At 62.4% G+C, this 14,284-nt stretch carries 11 protein-coding genes; 2 read left to right on the plus strand and 9 right to left on the minus strand.

Going from position 1 to position 14,284, the window contains the following annotated elements; genetic code table 11:
* Positions 1-28 precede the first annotated feature (28 nt).
* From AACZ17_RS07605 to AACZ17_RS07625, 5 genes are all read right to left on the minus strand, one after another.
* On the minus strand, positions 29-325 hold the full coding sequence (locus AACZ17_RS07605) for a hypothetical protein (protein WP_290744888.1): 297 nt from the start codon (positions 323-325) through the stop codon (positions 29-31).
* Between the two features lie 137 nt (positions 326-462).
* Entirely contained in the window at positions 463-939 is a 477-nt protein-coding gene (locus tag AACZ17_RS07610; protein WP_290744890.1) for a hypothetical protein, read from the minus strand.
* A gap of 205 nt (positions 940-1,144) precedes the next feature.
* A complete protein-coding gene (locus tag AACZ17_RS07615) occupies positions 1,145-3,769 on the minus strand; it encodes an AAA family ATPase (protein ID WP_339638036.1) in 2,625 nt (874 codons plus the stop codon).
* Positions 3,766-4,935: an exonuclease SbcCD subunit D gene (locus AACZ17_RS07620; protein WP_339638037.1), complete on the minus strand. Its 1,170-nt coding sequence runs from the start codon at positions 4,933-4,935 to the stop codon at positions 3,766-3,768. Before AACZ17_RS07620 ends, AACZ17_RS07615 begins: the two co-directional genes overlap by 4 nt.
* 707 nt (positions 4,936-5,642) lie before the next feature.
* On the minus strand, positions 5,643-6,065 hold the full coding sequence (locus tag AACZ17_RS07625) for a MarR family transcriptional regulator (RefSeq protein ID WP_290744896.1): 423 nt from the start codon (positions 6,063-6,065) through the stop codon (positions 5,643-5,645).
* Between the two features lie 305 nt (positions 6,066-6,370).
* On the opposite strand from AACZ17_RS07625, the gene AACZ17_RS07630 reads away from it, so the two are divergent.
* On the plus strand, positions 6,371-6,793 hold the full coding sequence (locus AACZ17_RS07630; protein WP_290744898.1) for a hypothetical protein: 423 nt from the start codon (positions 6,371-6,373) through the stop codon (positions 6,791-6,793).
* 57 nt (positions 6,794-6,850) lie between these two features.
* On the opposite strand, the gene AACZ17_RS07635 is transcribed toward AACZ17_RS07630, so the two are convergent.
* The 4 genes from AACZ17_RS07635 to AACZ17_RS07650 all read right to left on the minus strand — a co-directional run bounded on the left by AACZ17_RS07635 (position 6,851) and on the right by AACZ17_RS07650 (position 12,856).
* Entirely contained in the window at positions 6,851-7,423 is a 573-nt protein-coding gene (locus AACZ17_RS07635) for a hypothetical protein (RefSeq protein ID WP_290744901.1), read from the minus strand.
* A 96-nt stretch (positions 7,424-7,519) separates the two neighbouring features.
* Positions 7,520-8,524, minus strand: a complete 1,005-nt coding sequence (locus AACZ17_RS07640) for an efflux RND transporter periplasmic adaptor subunit (protein WP_339638041.1) — start codon at positions 8,522-8,524, stop codon at positions 7,520-7,522.
* A gap of 59 nt (positions 8,525-8,583) precedes the next feature.
* Complete coding sequence (locus AACZ17_RS07645; protein ID WP_290744907.1) at positions 8,584-11,679, minus strand: efflux RND transporter permease subunit; 3,096 nt, start codon at positions 11,677-11,679, stop codon at positions 8,584-8,586.
* Between the two features lie 94 nt (positions 11,680-11,773).
* Positions 11,774-12,856 (minus strand): ADP-ribosylglycohydrolase family protein, encoded by a 1,083-nt coding sequence (locus AACZ17_RS07650; protein WP_290744911.1) that lies wholly within the window; start codon positions 12,854-12,856, stop codon positions 11,774-11,776.
* A 202-nt stretch (positions 12,857-13,058) separates the two neighbouring features.
* On the opposite strand from AACZ17_RS07650, the gene AACZ17_RS07655 reads away from it, so the two are divergent.
* The gene (locus AACZ17_RS07655) at positions 13,059-14,282 is read left to right on the plus strand and encodes a carboxylate--amine ligase (RefSeq protein ID WP_290744914.1); all 1,224 of its coding nucleotides are present in this window, start codon (positions 13,059-13,061) and stop codon (positions 14,280-14,282) included.
* Positions 14,283-14,284 lie beyond the last annotated feature (2 nt).

The following is a 14,284-nucleotide window of genomic DNA, read 5'->3' on the forward strand; positions in this document are numbered from 1 at the left end:
TACCACTTTGAGCTTTGTACGACTGAAGTCATGGGTTGTTCAGAGCATCCCTAAGCGGCAGTTCTCGGATAGCTTCGCTTAGCTTATATGCCTCCACAGGCATTTTGAGCACGCCGAGATTATCTCGGTCCATCCATCCCGGCGGCAGTTCTAGGGTGGATTCAATGGACCTTGCCATCTCGTCATCTATGGCCATATCTCCAGTGGCCATTTTTGAAAGATAATTAGCATTAGTCAGCGCGGACAATTTGTTGGCTGTGCTTTCATGCCCATAGTTGAGCCACCTTATCAGATCAAGGTTAGTTGATCGTATCGTTCTGGGCATCAAATTATCTCCTGTCTTCATATTTGACGCTGCCGCAATTCCGATGGCTACTGTCGGACGCATAACGCCGTGGTTTGGGGCCGTAGTGGAGCGCCAGCGGAACGGAGGTCCCAGCCGCAGGCGACAACACCACCTTGTTATGGCGCCCCATTTGATTCAGGTGAATCCGATGGTTTTCCAGATTTAGACTTAAAACCACATAAGTTGCCAACAACTTCACCCTGCATTGTTTCTAGCCACATGGCGACGCTATAGTCACCTAATTGGTGGCGAACGATGTAATTTACTCCGGCTTTAGATTCGAGCTCTAAACATACCCGAGCATAAGAGCCCCAGTAATAATACTGGACTTCAAATGTATGACTTCCTGGAAGAATATTAATCTCAGTTGGCCGGCTACCACTAAATGGCGGACCTAATTTATTTCCATTTAAGGTGTTGAAAGTAATTGTATTATTTCTGCCTTTAATTGTTGAATGATCGGCAGATATATCTGAAATTATTTTTGAATAAGAGGATGATTCAGATATGTTGATCCCTTCTTGTATGTGAGGAGGAACTGCACACGCAGTAAGCAAGCCAAAACAAAGAACAATAATAGAAAGTCTAAGCATATAATTCCCTTTTTGATCGTGTATCACAGGCCTACAGAGCCATAACAGCGTATTAGAAAGACCGGGCCGTATAATGCCGGGCCAGCTAACTCCCAAACATCTCGCCCAGACCTCGTAGGTTTTCCCATATATTCATATAGTTACCACACTCTTCCCACCCACAATCCAACGGGATTAAGAGGCCCTCGAAATGCGCTGCTCGCACTCACAACCTCCTAACCCCCACCTCCCCCAAATACATAAACCGCCCCGACGTACAGGTCAGCACCACCACCTGCGCATCCCTCCCCGCCGCAGCAATCGCCGCACCCATGCTCTGCAATCGGCTGGGGTCGGAGAAGCCCAGGGCGTCATCGATGATCACCGGTACGCCGCCCTCGTCGGCGACGATGCGGGCGGCGGCCAGGCGGGTGAGGATGCCCAGCTGTTCCTTGGCGCCGACGCTGAGTGAGTCGAAGGGTACGGTTCGGCCGCTGCGGGTGACGCTGAGGATTGTCCAGTCCTCGGCGAGCGCGATGTCGAAATCGCTGCCGAAGACGATCTTGCCCAGGTTCTGGATGCCCTCTCGCAGGGGGCGCACGTAGGCCTGGCGGGAGGCGTCGCGGTGTTCGTTAAGTGTCTCCCACAGCAGTTTGGCGGCGGCGCCGCGGCGCTCGGTGGCGGCCAGGGTGTCCTCTGCTTCCGCCTGCGCCTGCTCGGCAGCTTCCAGTTCTTCGAACAGGCCGTTGGCCTGGGCGCGGTCCAGGCGGCTTTTGAGTACGGCCTGTTCCTGCTGCTGGTCGATGATGTCGCGCTCGGCCCGGCGCAGGGCGTGGCTGGCGTTGTCCAGTTGCAGCTTTACGATGCCTGGATCTGCGGCTTGCAGCTCTGCCCGCAGCTGTTCCAACTCCTCGGTGATTGCCGCGAACTGCTGCTCCCGCGCCGTTACAGCCTGCTCCAGCGCCGCATCCGGCTCGGCCTCAACCGCCTGCGCCAGGCTGTTGCGCTTCTCTTCCAGCACGCTGGTCAGCGCATTCACCTCAATGCTGGCCTGATGCAGGCTGGCCTGGGCGCGGGTAAGCTCGGCGCGCTGTTCCTCCAGCCGACCATTTTCCTGGTCCAGCTCGGATTCGAAGGCATCCAGTGCTTCACCGGCGGTTTCCAGCTGCTGCTTGGCCTCGTGGGCGCTCGCGGGCAGAGGCTGGCTGGGGTCGCGCTGTTGCAGGGCCGCCGCACAGGCCTGCTGCAGCCGCGTGCAATCCGCCTGCAGGGATGCCTCATCCGCGCCTTGCAGCATGTCCTCGATGCGCTCGCGCAGGGTATTCACAGCCTGCTCCGCATCCACCCGCCGTTCATCCAGCGTGATGGCCTGCTCGACGCTGCCCACTTGGAAGCGCGCCAGCAGGGTATCCAGTTCCTGCTGCCGTGCCTCCACTTCCGCCAACAGTTCGCCGGCGGAGGCTGCGGGGGCGATGCGAATGCGCGCCAGCTCGGGAATCTCCAGCTGCAGGGCGGCCGCGACTTGCCGCTCCAGTGTTTCACCCGCGCGCAGCGCAACGGGCTCACCATCCAGCTGCCAGTCCAGCGCCTGCTGGGCCTCGATGGTAAGGCGGGTGGCGGCGTTGTCGCGGGTGCGGGTGGCCACGTCCAGCGCGCCGGCGGCAGCCTGTATGGCCTTGCGCCCCGCACGGGTAATGTGGATGCCCGCGAGGGTTTCGCGTGCAGCCAGCAGTTCGCCGCGTTGGGCATTCACCTTTTCCAGCAATTGTTCCACGCGTTTCAGTTCGGCGGCATCCTGCAGATAGTCGGCATCCCGTCGGGCCTGCTGCAGGGCCTGTTGCAGGGCGCGGCGCTGGATTTGCAGTTCCCGCTGGGTGGCCTCGGCAGCCTGCACGGTGCGCTCCAGTTGCGCCACCTGTTCGGCCAGCGGCTGCAGTGCGCCCTGCTGTTGTTGCAGCTGCTGTTCCCGGTGGGCGATATCCGCCGCCGCCTGCTGGCGCAGCTGCCACTGGTTGCGAGCGTTGTGCAGCAGGTCCTGCAGGGGCTTGGCATCATGCTCTTTCGCAGCCAGGCGGGACTGCAGGCCGTCGATGGCCGCCCAGCGCTGGGCGTGTTGCTCCTGCGCCGCTGTCAGTTCAGGCACCGCGCGCTGCAGGCGGGCAATCTCTCCTGAAACGTTCTCCAAGCGGCGCAGGTCGTCGTCCAGGTCGCGCAGGGTGGCCTGCAGTTTCTGCACGCGCTCCTGGTGTTGCTCCACCCGCTGCTGCGCGTCGGTGTAGCGCGGCTTGCCGCTCTTCAGGGTGAAGTAGCGCTCGTATTCGGCCTGCACCGCGTCGAACAGCGCGCTTTCCTCGCCGCTGACCCCGGCGCCGCCGGCGGCGTTGTCCAGGGCCCGGGCCAGGCCGTCGGAGTCCGCCAGTCTGACGCCGCCGATCTCTTTGCCCTGCTCCACCAGCAGGGCGTCCCACAGGGCCATGTCCATGTGGCCACTGAGGATTTCCCAGGCGCGGTTGTGGGCGTCGTCGCCGGCGAGCTGTTCTGCCCGCGGCGCGAGGATGCGCAGTTCGGTGCCGTGTTTGCGGTTGTAGGTTTTGCGGTACTCGAAGTGGTAGTCGCCGCAGCGGACTTCGGCGGCGACGCTGCTGCCCACGTCCTCGCCCACGGGCTGCACGGCCTGTACTTCCTTTTTCTTGGAGCCCGACTTTTCCCGGAACAGCATGCGCAGGGCTTCCACCAGGGAGGATTTGCCGACCTCGTTGGGGCCTTCAATCAGGGTGACGCCGCCATCGAATTCAATGTGGCTCGCGCTGACGCCGCGCCAGTTTTCCAGGGTGAGGGTGAGCAGCTTCATGCGCCGTCGCTCCTGCCCTTGTCGGCGGCGCCTTTCGCACCGCTGGCTGTGCCACCCGCCAGCCGGTACATCAGGCGTAGGGCGTCGGTGGCGGTGTCGTCGCTGGCGGCCCGGGCCAGCAGGGCCTTCCAGGTAGCGTCGGCATAGCCGCTAAGCGCAATGGCATTGTCGTCCAGGGCGTCAGGGATGACGGCGAGGTCCGTGGTGCGTTCCCGGCGCTTGAGGCTGGCGAACAGGGGGGACTGGGTTTCCAGCAGCGCGTCCAGCTGCGCCGCCAGCGCCAGGTTGACGCTGCCGGTGAAGCCCACCTTGAGCACGGTGCACTCCTTGCCGCGCACGGCGTCCAGCCCCTGGGCAAACGTGGCGAGGTCTTCCGGGCCATCGATATCCCGCTGCAGGGCCTGGAACTCCCAGAAACCGGTGGTGAGCGACGTCAGCCGGCAGGCCTCGTTGTCCAGCTCCACCAGCAGGGCCTGGTTGGGTGCCACTTCATCGAAGTCCGTCACCAGTGGCGTGCCGGAATAACACAGGCGGCCGCTGCTGCCGACCTTGGTGAGGGAATGGCGGTCACCCAGGGCCACGTACTGCACACGGCCTTCCGCCAGGGCCTGCTCCAGCAGTGCCTGGCTGATAACGCCCGGCTGGCTGTGGTCCGGCGACAGGGAATCCACCTGGCCGTGGCCGAGCAGGATGCGGGTGACGCCCGGGGCGGGCTCCAGGGCTTTCAGCGCCTGGGCGCAGAGGTCCACCCCCGGGCGCTTGCTGAACCAGGGCGCGCCCACCACCTCCACATTGGCCAACCCCGGCACGGGCATCGGCTCGCTGTTTTCTACAACGATGATGTGGCTGCGGGCCTGCTCGCGGAAGGCCTTGCTGCGGAAAAGGGTGGAGGCGTCCAGCGGGTCGTGGTTGCCGGGCAGCAGGAACACCGGCACCGGCACGCTGTTCAGCGCATCCAGCGCCCGGCTCAGGGTTTGCGCGGAAAGCTGGTTGGACTCGAACACGTCCCCCGCCACCACCATAAAGCCGGCCTCGTGCTCCTCGGCCAGCTGGCCCAGGGCACGAATGGCATCAATGCGCGCCTGGCTGTAGCGCGCCGCGGCTTCCTGGCTGAGGAAAGCCCGCGTCATGCCGATCTGCCAGTCGGATGTGTGGATGAATTTCACGTGTTGTTATGCCCCCCGATTGCGCGAGTATGGGGCAGATATTGACCCTTGCCTACGCACGCTGTGATTGACTTTGATGTCCGTCACAGTACTGGCGCTTGGGCGGGCTGGCCATGGTGGATGAGCGTACAGGTCGCGTTTTCGCGCAGGTTCTTTTTCCTCAACTGTTGGACTGTGCGCGTTGCCTGAACCTCACGGGGCCAACGCATTTGTCAGCGTGAGGGTGCCAGCGCATTTACTGGAAGGGCGAACGCGCGTTGTATCCAAAGCGTCAAACAGGGTCGGGTGGCGCAGCCCCGGGAGGAAATTCACTGAACTGCGGCAACGTGTCAGAGATCTCGTACCAATCGGCCTTTGAAGCGACGTGCATATGCGCCTGGGGCAAGCGTGTCGGGCTGCTGTTCAGAGCGCCGTATCTCACATGCACCATACCGGTAGCCGGCTTTTCACCATAGAGCGTGGAGCCACACAGTCGGCAGAAGCAAGACACGGTGTCTTTGCTGCGACTGAATCTCTTCAGGTGCTGCTCCCCCTTGGTAATTGAGAAAAGTGCCTTGGGGATACCACCTATGGCAGTTCCCGACGCACCGGATGCCTTTCTGCACAGCGAACAATGACAATAGCCCGAATACACAAATGCATCCTGAACACTGAACTCCACGCGTCCGCAGAGGCAACTTCCGCTGATCATGTCCATGTTGGCGCCCTTATATCGAATGCAGTAAAGCCAGCATCGTATCGGCGGACTCACTGTCGATATTTCTGAGGAGTGACTGTGACTTCGCATCAAGGGTGACGGTGGCGTTCCTGAACAGCTCTTCGCCCGCAGGCGTGATCTTCACCAGGCTCACCCGAGCGTCTCTAGCGTTGGTTTCCTTGCTGACAAGGCCGATTTTCTCCATCGGCATCAGCATTCTCGTGATCCCCGATGCCGTTCGCGCGAGCGATTCAGCGATGTCTATGCGCCTCAGTGCGTGATTGGGCGCCTTCATCAGATTCAGCAATACCATATATTCCGCTAAGCCAATGCCGTGAATGGCACCCAGACTATTGTCCAGATGTTTAGAGATCACGGCCGATTTCAGCCACAGGCTTTTGCTGATTGCGCCGTATTTGCCTTCAACGTTCATGACGATATACTTCTCATATACTTGATTAGTACAGTATATGTGATAATACTACAGTGTCAATACACGATTTCATTCCTACGTCGGTCGATCACATCGCGGTGATGAAAAGCAGGGATCTGACGCGTTTCGGGGGACTGCTTTGATGGTTTGCCGGGGCGTATTTGATGCACGTTTTCGGCGGTGGATTGGGCATGATTCAAACGGTTGATGCAAACTGCCTTGGCAGGTTCAGATCGGGAGGCTATGCTTTGTCGACACTCGCGTTCGATTCACTTAAGTATGCTCGACGCCTGAGAGACGCAGGCGTGCCGGAGTCCCAGGCGGAGGTGCAGGCGGAGCTGATGGCGGAAGCATTCGGGTTCTATGCGGAGAACATCGTCACCAGGGAGTACCTGGACGTTGCCCTGCGCGCGGCGTTTGCGGACCAGGATGCGAAGTTTGAGAAGCGGTTTGCTGCCATTGAACGGCGGTTTGCGGCCATTGATCAGCGGTTTGTCGATATTGACCAACGGTTTGCGGCGATCGATCAGGGATTCGCGGGGATCGCCCACCAGTTCGTGGATCTGAAAACAGAGCTGGCAACGATGATCAACACGCGCATGAATCAGCAGGACGTCAAGCTCGCCTCTATCGAAGCCACCATGAACGGCAACTTCCGGGTGCTCTCGGCGCTGATGGGCGTGACGTTGCTCGCGGTGGCGGTGCCGACCCTACAGGGCTTACTGTAAACGTCTTCCGATCCGCTTTATACCGCGCGGCATTGCCGCGCGGCGCGAACGGAATGATTACATCGTTTCCGGGGCTTCCACCACCAGGCTGATGGCGCGGTCCAGCTCGAACACCACAAGGTCGCCCACACTGGCTTTCTTGAGGTTTTCCGGGTTGCGCGCCGCGAACTCCATCACGTTGCCCTCGGGGCCCTTCAGCGAGAAGGTTCCGGCCTCCAGGTCGATGGCCTCCACCGTAGCGGTGATGACTTCGATGTCAGCCAGCACCACGCCGGGCTTTTCGCCCTCAGCGGCGGTGGCGGCAGCTTCCATACCGCCCTCCATGGCTGCCATGGGCTCGTCGGGGTGCACCAGGGACAGGCTGATTTCCTCCATGACCGTCATGGTGACGACGTCACCCACGGCGACCTGGTCGAGGTTGCGCACGTTGTCACCGGCAGTGAAGGAGACGGATTCACCCCCCTCGGTGGTCAGGGTGACCTCCCGCGTCTCGTGATTGATCGCAACCACCGAGGCCGATGCCTCGACCATGCGGCTGGCGGATACGGTGGGCAGCGCGTCGTCAGCGGCGGAAACCCATGTGGCGAAGGCGAGCAGCGCCGTGGAGAGTAGCAAACGGATTGTTGTCATTCGAGTCGTCCTGCGTTGAGTAAAGTCTGCGAGCGCGCACCATCACGCGCCCCCTCTGAAATTAGCACAAAACCGTGATCATGCCTTGTGCCGCGGTCACTGCGGCTCCACAACCGCCTGGCCATGCTGCAGGCGGTCGGCACCGCGCACGACAATGCGCTGGCCCTCCGCCAGCTCGCCCTCGACAGCCACCAAGCTGGCATCGCCCGCGCCCACGACAACACTGATCCGCTCGGCAATATCACCCTCGCTGACGCGGTAGACATAGCTGCCCTCGCTGCGAATGACCACCGCATCCCGCGGTACCGCCAGGGTCATGCTGCTCTCCGCCAGCGGAATCTCCACCTTGACCAGCTGACCGGGCATGATGCTGTCGCTGTTCGCCGAGGGAAGATCAATGCGCAGCTCAAAGGTTTGCGACACCGGGTCGCCGGCTGCGATGCGCGTGCGCACGACACCCGGGTGCACCCGGTCGCCTGCGACAACATCGAGGCGATCGCCCTGCGCCACCCGGGCCCGGTAGCGGATGGGCACGTCCACCCGCACCTCGAGCCGGTCCATGTCAACGAAGCGGCCGATCATCTCACCGGGCACTACGTACTCTCCCCCCAGTTTGTCCCGCTCCACCAGAACACCCGGAAAGCGGGCGCGGACTTCGGAACGTTCGATTTCGTGATCCAGCTGACGGATGCGGGCCTCCAGGATGGCCATATCCTTGCGCGCAATGTCCCGGCGCGACAGGGCTTCATCAAGCAGGAACACGGACAGGTTCTGTGCCTCGCTGAGCGCGGCATAACGGTCCACCACTTTGCCGTGATAGGCAGCGTTCACCGCCTCCCGCTCCAGCAGCCCCTGCAGTTCTTCCCGCCGCAAGCGCAGCGGTGCCTGGTCGAGCCGCGCGATGGCCTCCCCCGCTGCAAGTCGGGTACCTGGCTCGGCAACCCAGTCCAGTTCACCGGCGACCGCCGCAGTCACCGCCACGTCGTTGCGGCTGAAAACGCTGCCATTCAGAGGCAGGCGTGCGCCCATGGCTACACGCTCCACCCTGCCGGTTTCCACCACCGCGGGGTCTTGCGCCAGCCCCGGCTGCGACAGCGACATCAACAGCCACACCGGCGCCCACATCACCCGGCACCTACAATACTCCCGCAACCGCCTCATCACATCTGCCCCCCGGGCACGTTTGCCGCCTCGGCAGCAGCGTCTGGCAGTGACGGTGCCCTGGCCGCACCCATGCCCAGTAAACTCGGCATCAGCAGCAGGGTAAGCGCGCCGCTGGAGATCATGCCGCCCACAATCACCGCGGCCAGACCGCGATAGATCTCGGAACCCACCCCCGGCATCAGCATCAGTGGCAGCATGCCGAAAATGCTGGTCAGGGTGCTCATGAAAACGGGCCGTGCCCTGGTCAGCACCGCGTCGTGGATCGCCTGCCGGCGCGTGGCGCCTTCACGCTCCCGGCTGCGTGTCTGGTCGACGAGCAGAATGGCATTGTTGACCACCAGACCCAGCAGAATGATAAACCCCACCATGGTCAGCATATCGAGAGATTGGTACGTGAACAGATTGAAGGCCTTGAGGGCCATTACGCCCCCGGCAACGGCTGGCGGCATGACCAGCAGCACCAGCAGACTGTCCCAGGCGGAGCGAAAGACCGCCGCCATGATGGCAAACAGAATCAGGGATGCGATGGCAAAGTTCACCAGCATCTTGCTCACCGCCTCCTGCAGGCGGTCGGCGCTGCCGCGGTAGGCAATGGACGCGCCCGGCGGCAACATGGCCTGTAGTGCAGGGTCCAGCTCTGCGCGCAGTCGCTCTATGGCTTCCTCCAGCGTCACGTGCTCCGGCGGCAGGACGTTGATGGTGACGGTACGCAGGCCATCAACGCGCTGCAACTGCACCGGGCCCACGGTGTATTCAATGCTCGCCAGCTCACCGATGGCCTGTACGCCGGCCAGCGGCGTCGCAATCGGCGTGCTCCCCAGTTCTTCCGGTGTACTCCATCCCGGGCCGTGCACGAGCATATCGTAGCGCCGATTGCCGTCGAAATATTCACCGGCATAGAGCCCATCGGTCAGTGCGCGCACGGCGTCGGCCAGCATCATCCGGTCCAGGCCTGCCAGACCGAGTCGCTTGTCATCGGGCACGATGCGCAACTCCGGTTGATCCATGGTCAGTGCGGGCTGCGCGTAGGCACTGCCCGTTTCCCACATGCCCATGACCTGCTCCATGCCAGCGCTGGCCACCCGCATCAGGGTTTCAAGGTCTGCGCCGCGAATATCGATGGCGATGCTGCGACCACCGTCGTCAACCTGGATCATCGAAGCGCGACGCACAAACGGCCCGACGTCGGGCAAGCCGGCGAGGATCTCCTCGCGCATGATACGGATCAGGGGATCCGTGCCCTCCGGCTCGGCCGGATACAGAAACACCGTCCCGTAGCCGGGACCGACGCCCACGTTGTAGCCGCGCACCCTGGGCTCCCGCTCACCGCTGTAGTAAGGCTGCAGGCGCCGTTCGATTTCACCGAATACCTCACTTTCGATGGTATCCAGGCTGGTACCCGGCGGCAGGTCAAGATAGCTTTCCACGGCGTCCACGTCGGCTTTGGGCAGGAAATCGACCTTGGGTAGCAGCAGTACCACCACCAGCGCGGAGAAACCCAGGATCGACAAAACCCAGCGCATGCGGGCCCGATCTGTCAGCGTGTGTTGGTCAATCCAGTCCGCGAGCCGCAGCCAGAAACGCTGCAAGGGGTCCGCGGGAACTTCGGTCAGGGCGGCGTGTGCCGTGGCCATGGGGAGCACGGTCAGGGACACCAGCAGTGACATCAGCACAGCCGCGGAGAGCGTGATTGCGAGATCCTTGAACAGCTGGCCTTCCAGTCCCTCGAGGAAAATAATGGGCACGAAAATGGCGACCGTGGTGAGGGTCGAGGACAGCAGTGCCGGTGCCACCTCGCCGGCACCCGCCTCCGCCGCGTCACGCCGCCCCATGCCTTGCTGCCCGAGGCGCATGATGTTCTCCTGCACCACAATGGAAGCATCCATGGACAGCCCGACGGCAAAGGCCAGCCCCGCGAGTGAAATGACGTTCAGGCTGTGGCCGGTAAACTGCAGCGCCAAGAAGGCCCCCATCAGTGACAGGGGAATACTCAGCGCAATCACCAACGTCGCTCGCATCACCCGCAGAAACAGAAACAACACCACACTGGAGAGCAGCAGACCCAGCAACAGGTTGCTCTGCACCAGCGCGATTGCACGCCGGATATGCAGGGAAGAGTCGAAGCTCAACTCCAGCGTCAGCCCCTCGGCAGCCAGTGGCCCCTCATTCAGCTCGGCTATCACCTCTTTGAGCGAATCCAGCAATTCCACGGTATTGGCACCGTTGCTGCGATTGAGCCGAATGTAATACGACGGGTGGCCGTTGCGCCGCGAAAAGCTGTTGCGCTTCATGAAGCCCGCCTCCACAGCGGCCACATCCCGCAGGTACACCGGCTGTGCATTGCGCCAACCCACCACCAGATTGCCCAGCTGGTCGATACCGAAACTGCCTGCGATGCGGACGGTATACTGCCGCCGGCCGACGTCGGCAAAGCCTCCGGACACATTGGTGGCGCGGCGCAGCGCGCGCGACACATCATCAATTGAGACACCCATGCCCGCGAGCCTGTGGGGATCGATATTCACCGCGATCTCGCGCTCGCGGCGGGACTGCAGATTGACCTCGGCAACCCCCGGTACACGCGCCAGCCGCGGCTCGATGAGCGTGGTCACCAGGTCTTCGTAGGCACTGACATCGCTGTCGAGATCGTCAGCGCGAAACAACTGCAGTGTGGCCGCGGCGTTACTGCCGGTGGTCCCGGCGCCGGCACGCACGATCGGCTCATCCGCATCGGCGGGCAGGGGCGGCGCCTGGTTGAGATTGGTGATCACGTCAATCAGCCCCTGCTGCATGTCCCAACCGATCTCGAAGTTGAGTTCAATGTAGCCCTGGTCGCGGGCAATGGAGCTGACCATGCTGGTCACGCCCTGAATGTTGGCGAGGACACGTTCCTGCCCCTGAATGATCTGCTCCTCGATTTCCTCCGGCGCCGCGGCGCGCCAGCCGGTGAAAATGAAAATACGCGGAGGAGACAGCTCAGGGAGCAGCTGGATGGGCAGACGGTAAATGGCCAGCGCACCAAACCCGAGCACCAGCATGGCGGCAACCAGAGTCGCTGCGGGGTTGCGCACGGCGAGTTTTATTATGTTCACGGTATCGCCCCCTGCGAAACCGAGCTTTGGCCTGCAGTATAGACTCGCTCACTGCGGATTTTCAGCTTTTTTTCCCGTGACTAGCGCACCCTACTCAAAATGCGGGGTAGCGCTGCAACACCGCCTCATCCGGCTGCCAGTCAACGCAGTCCAGCAAATCGTCAGCGACCTGGGTAATCACATCGCGCAGCTCCAGTGGCTCGAGCAGCGCCGCGGGAATTGCCTCCTCGCCCCAGTGGGCGCCCAGCAGATTGCCTGCAATCGCGCCGGTGGAATCGGAGTCGCCATCGTGATTCACCGCAATCACCAGCGCCTCGTGCAGGTCCGTCGCCACCAGCGCGCAGTACACGGCAATGGCCAGCGCCTCCTCCGCCACCCAGCCTTCACCGAGCTGGGCGACGGCCTCGGCATACGGGGTGTCCGTTGCGGCGAGGTCTGCCGCGCGCTCCAGCGCTGCGGTGGTTTCCTCCGCATCCAGCTGCCCGGCCAGGTGATCCAGCGCGACATTCAGCGCATCGTCGATATCGCCCCCATCGCGCAATACGCTGATCATGGCGGCCAGGGCGCCGCCGGCATACCAGCCGCTGGGGTGACCGTGGGTGAGCGCCGAGAGCTCACAGCCCAGGGTGAAGGCTTCCTCCGCCGAGTCGGCGAAAAGGCCCACCGGCGCCATGCGCATCACGCCGCCACAGCCCTTGCTGTTGTTGCGCGCCGGCTCCCCGGGTGTTTCGGTGTGGGTGAGCGCCGTCAGGCAGGTAGTGCCCGGGCCGCGCCGGTTGTGCAGTGCGGCCACTTCATACAGCCAGCCGCTGTCCGGATGCAGGGCATCCAGTTGGAAGCGGTTGACCTGCCCCTGGGTGAGTAGCCAGCGCTGGTAGGCCCAGGCGGTGACCTGCGGGTATTCGATCAACCCGCTCTGGCGGTAGCGCATGAGGCCGCGAATCAGGCCCTCAGCGGTGAACAACGTCATCTGGGTGTCGTCGGTGATGGCGCAGGGCAAGCCGTAGGCCGGCGCGTAGTGGCGGATGCCGTCGGGGCCGAAGCGCGCCAGTATGGAGTCCCGACTGTCGAACTCCACCGCCGCGCCCAGGGCATCGCCCGCGGCACCTGCCAGCAGGCAGCCCCGGAAGCGACTGCGCAGGCTCGGCTGGGAGTCCAGGGAAAGATCGTCTTGCATGGTGCCTCTCGCGCATGTGGGCGGCACAGCATAGTCAAAAGCGCTGCCCGGCAAAAGCCTGCCGCAGCCTCCCTGCCACAGCCTGCCGTTGGCGCGCTCTGCGAGCGGCGGCCAATTCCTGTAGACTGTCGGGTTCTTCATCGGGTTTGCCTTCGCTACTCCGCTGCAAACCTGTCACTTCGCCGACCATTGGAGGCGCATCATGGACAAAGATCCGCAAAAGGGTTACATCGCCCTGCTGGGCTGGAGCCTTAACGCAGTTGAAGCCGCAGAAAATTTTGACCGGCGCTACGTCGTCGTCGCACCCTCATGGGCCGAGGACTACTGCACGCAGCACAACATTCCCTATGTGTCGTGGAACTTCGAGCGCCTCAACGACCGCTCGCTGGAAATCGCCGAAACGCTGAAATCGATGGGGGTGGACGTTGCCATCCCCCTGTACGAAGAGACCGTGGAATGGGCCGGCGCCATCAACTCGGTGCTGCTGGACAATCCGCGCCTGTACGGCCAGTCGCTGCTACTGCGCGACAAGGCGCTGATGAAACGGCGCGCGCAGCTGGGCGGCATCCGCGTGGGTATTTTCGAGGAGGCCCATGACAAGGGTGACGTCATTCGCTTCCTGAAGCGCGTCAACCAGACGCTGCTGAAGCTCGACGGCGACCCGAACGATCCCATCCACCTCAAGGCCTTCGACAAGGCCGGCTGCCTGGGGCACCGCGTGATCCGCACCCCCGACGAGGTGGACTCCATCCCCGACGAGGAATTCCCGGTGTTGATGGAGTCGCACCTGGATGGCTGGGAGTTTGCCGTAGAGGCATGGATTCACAACGGCAAAATCGCCTTCCTCAACATTTCCGAATACGTCACGCTGGGCTATTCCGTGTTTGTGCCCGCATCGCCGGACCTGGAGGCCTACCGTGCGCAGATCACCGCGCAGATTGAAAAACTGATCAAGGCCTTCGACATTGAGTTCGGCCTGATTCACCCGGAGTACTTCGTCACCAGCGACGGTGAGATGTACTTTGGCGAAGTGGCCTACCGGCCGCCGGGCTTCAAGGTGTTTGAACTGCTGGAGCGGGTGTATGGCTTCAACGCCTACCAGGCCAGCATGCTGGTGTTCGACCCGAAAACCACCGCGAGCGAGGTCGCCGCGTTTTTCCCGCGGGAAATCGAGGACGCCAGGGGCTACGCCGGCTGCTTCGGCGTGTACCCGCGGCGCCGCGTGGTGAGCACGCTGGAAATTCCGCAGGAAGTGGAAGATCATCCCTACTTCGAGTCGCACGAGCTCACGCCGCCGCTGGAGGAGACCGTCACCAAGCGCACCGCCTTCGGCACCCACTGGGGCCTGGTGTACTTCAAGGGGCCGGACGCTCACCAGCTGCGCGACCTGCTCAAGCACCAGGAAGAGCTGGATTATTACGTCTAGAG

Origin of the sequence: uncultured Haliea sp. (genome assembly GCF_963973825.1) — a bacterium.
In the GTDB taxonomy this organism is placed as follows: domain Bacteria; phylum Pseudomonadota; class Gammaproteobacteria; order Pseudomonadales; family Halieaceae; genus Haliea.

Bases quoted from the DNA above. Each gene is read 5' to 3' on its own strand.
- AACZ17_RS07605 (WP_290744888.1), bottom strand. From the start codon at position 325: ATGCCCAGAACGATACGATCAACTAACCTTGATCTGATAAGGTGGCTC.
- AACZ17_RS07610 (WP_290744890.1), bottom strand. From the start codon at position 939: ATGCTTAGACTTTCTATTATTGTTCTTTGTTTTGGCTTGCTTACTGCG.
- AACZ17_RS07615 (WP_339638036.1), bottom strand. From the start codon at position 3,769: ATGAAGCTGCTCACCCTCACCCTGGAAAACTGGCGCGGCGTCAGCGCG.
- AACZ17_RS07625 (WP_290744896.1), bottom strand. From the start codon at position 6,065: ATGAACGTTGAAGGCAAATACGGCGCAATCAGCAAAAGCCTGTGGCTG.
- AACZ17_RS07635 (WP_290744901.1), bottom strand. From the start codon at position 7,423: ATGACAACAATCCGTTTGCTACTCTCCACGGCGCTGCTCGCCTTCGCC.
- AACZ17_RS07640 (WP_339638041.1), bottom strand. From the start codon at position 8,524: ATGTCGCTGTCGCAGCCGGGGCTGGCGCAAGACCCCGCGGTGGTGGAA.
- AACZ17_RS07650 (WP_290744911.1), bottom strand. From the start codon at position 12,856: ATGCAAGACGATCTTTCCCTGGACTCCCAGCCGAGCCTGCGCAGTCGC.
- AACZ17_RS07655 (WP_290744914.1), top strand. From the start codon at position 13,059: ATGGACAAAGATCCGCAAAAGGGTTACATCGCCCTGCTGGGCTGGAGC.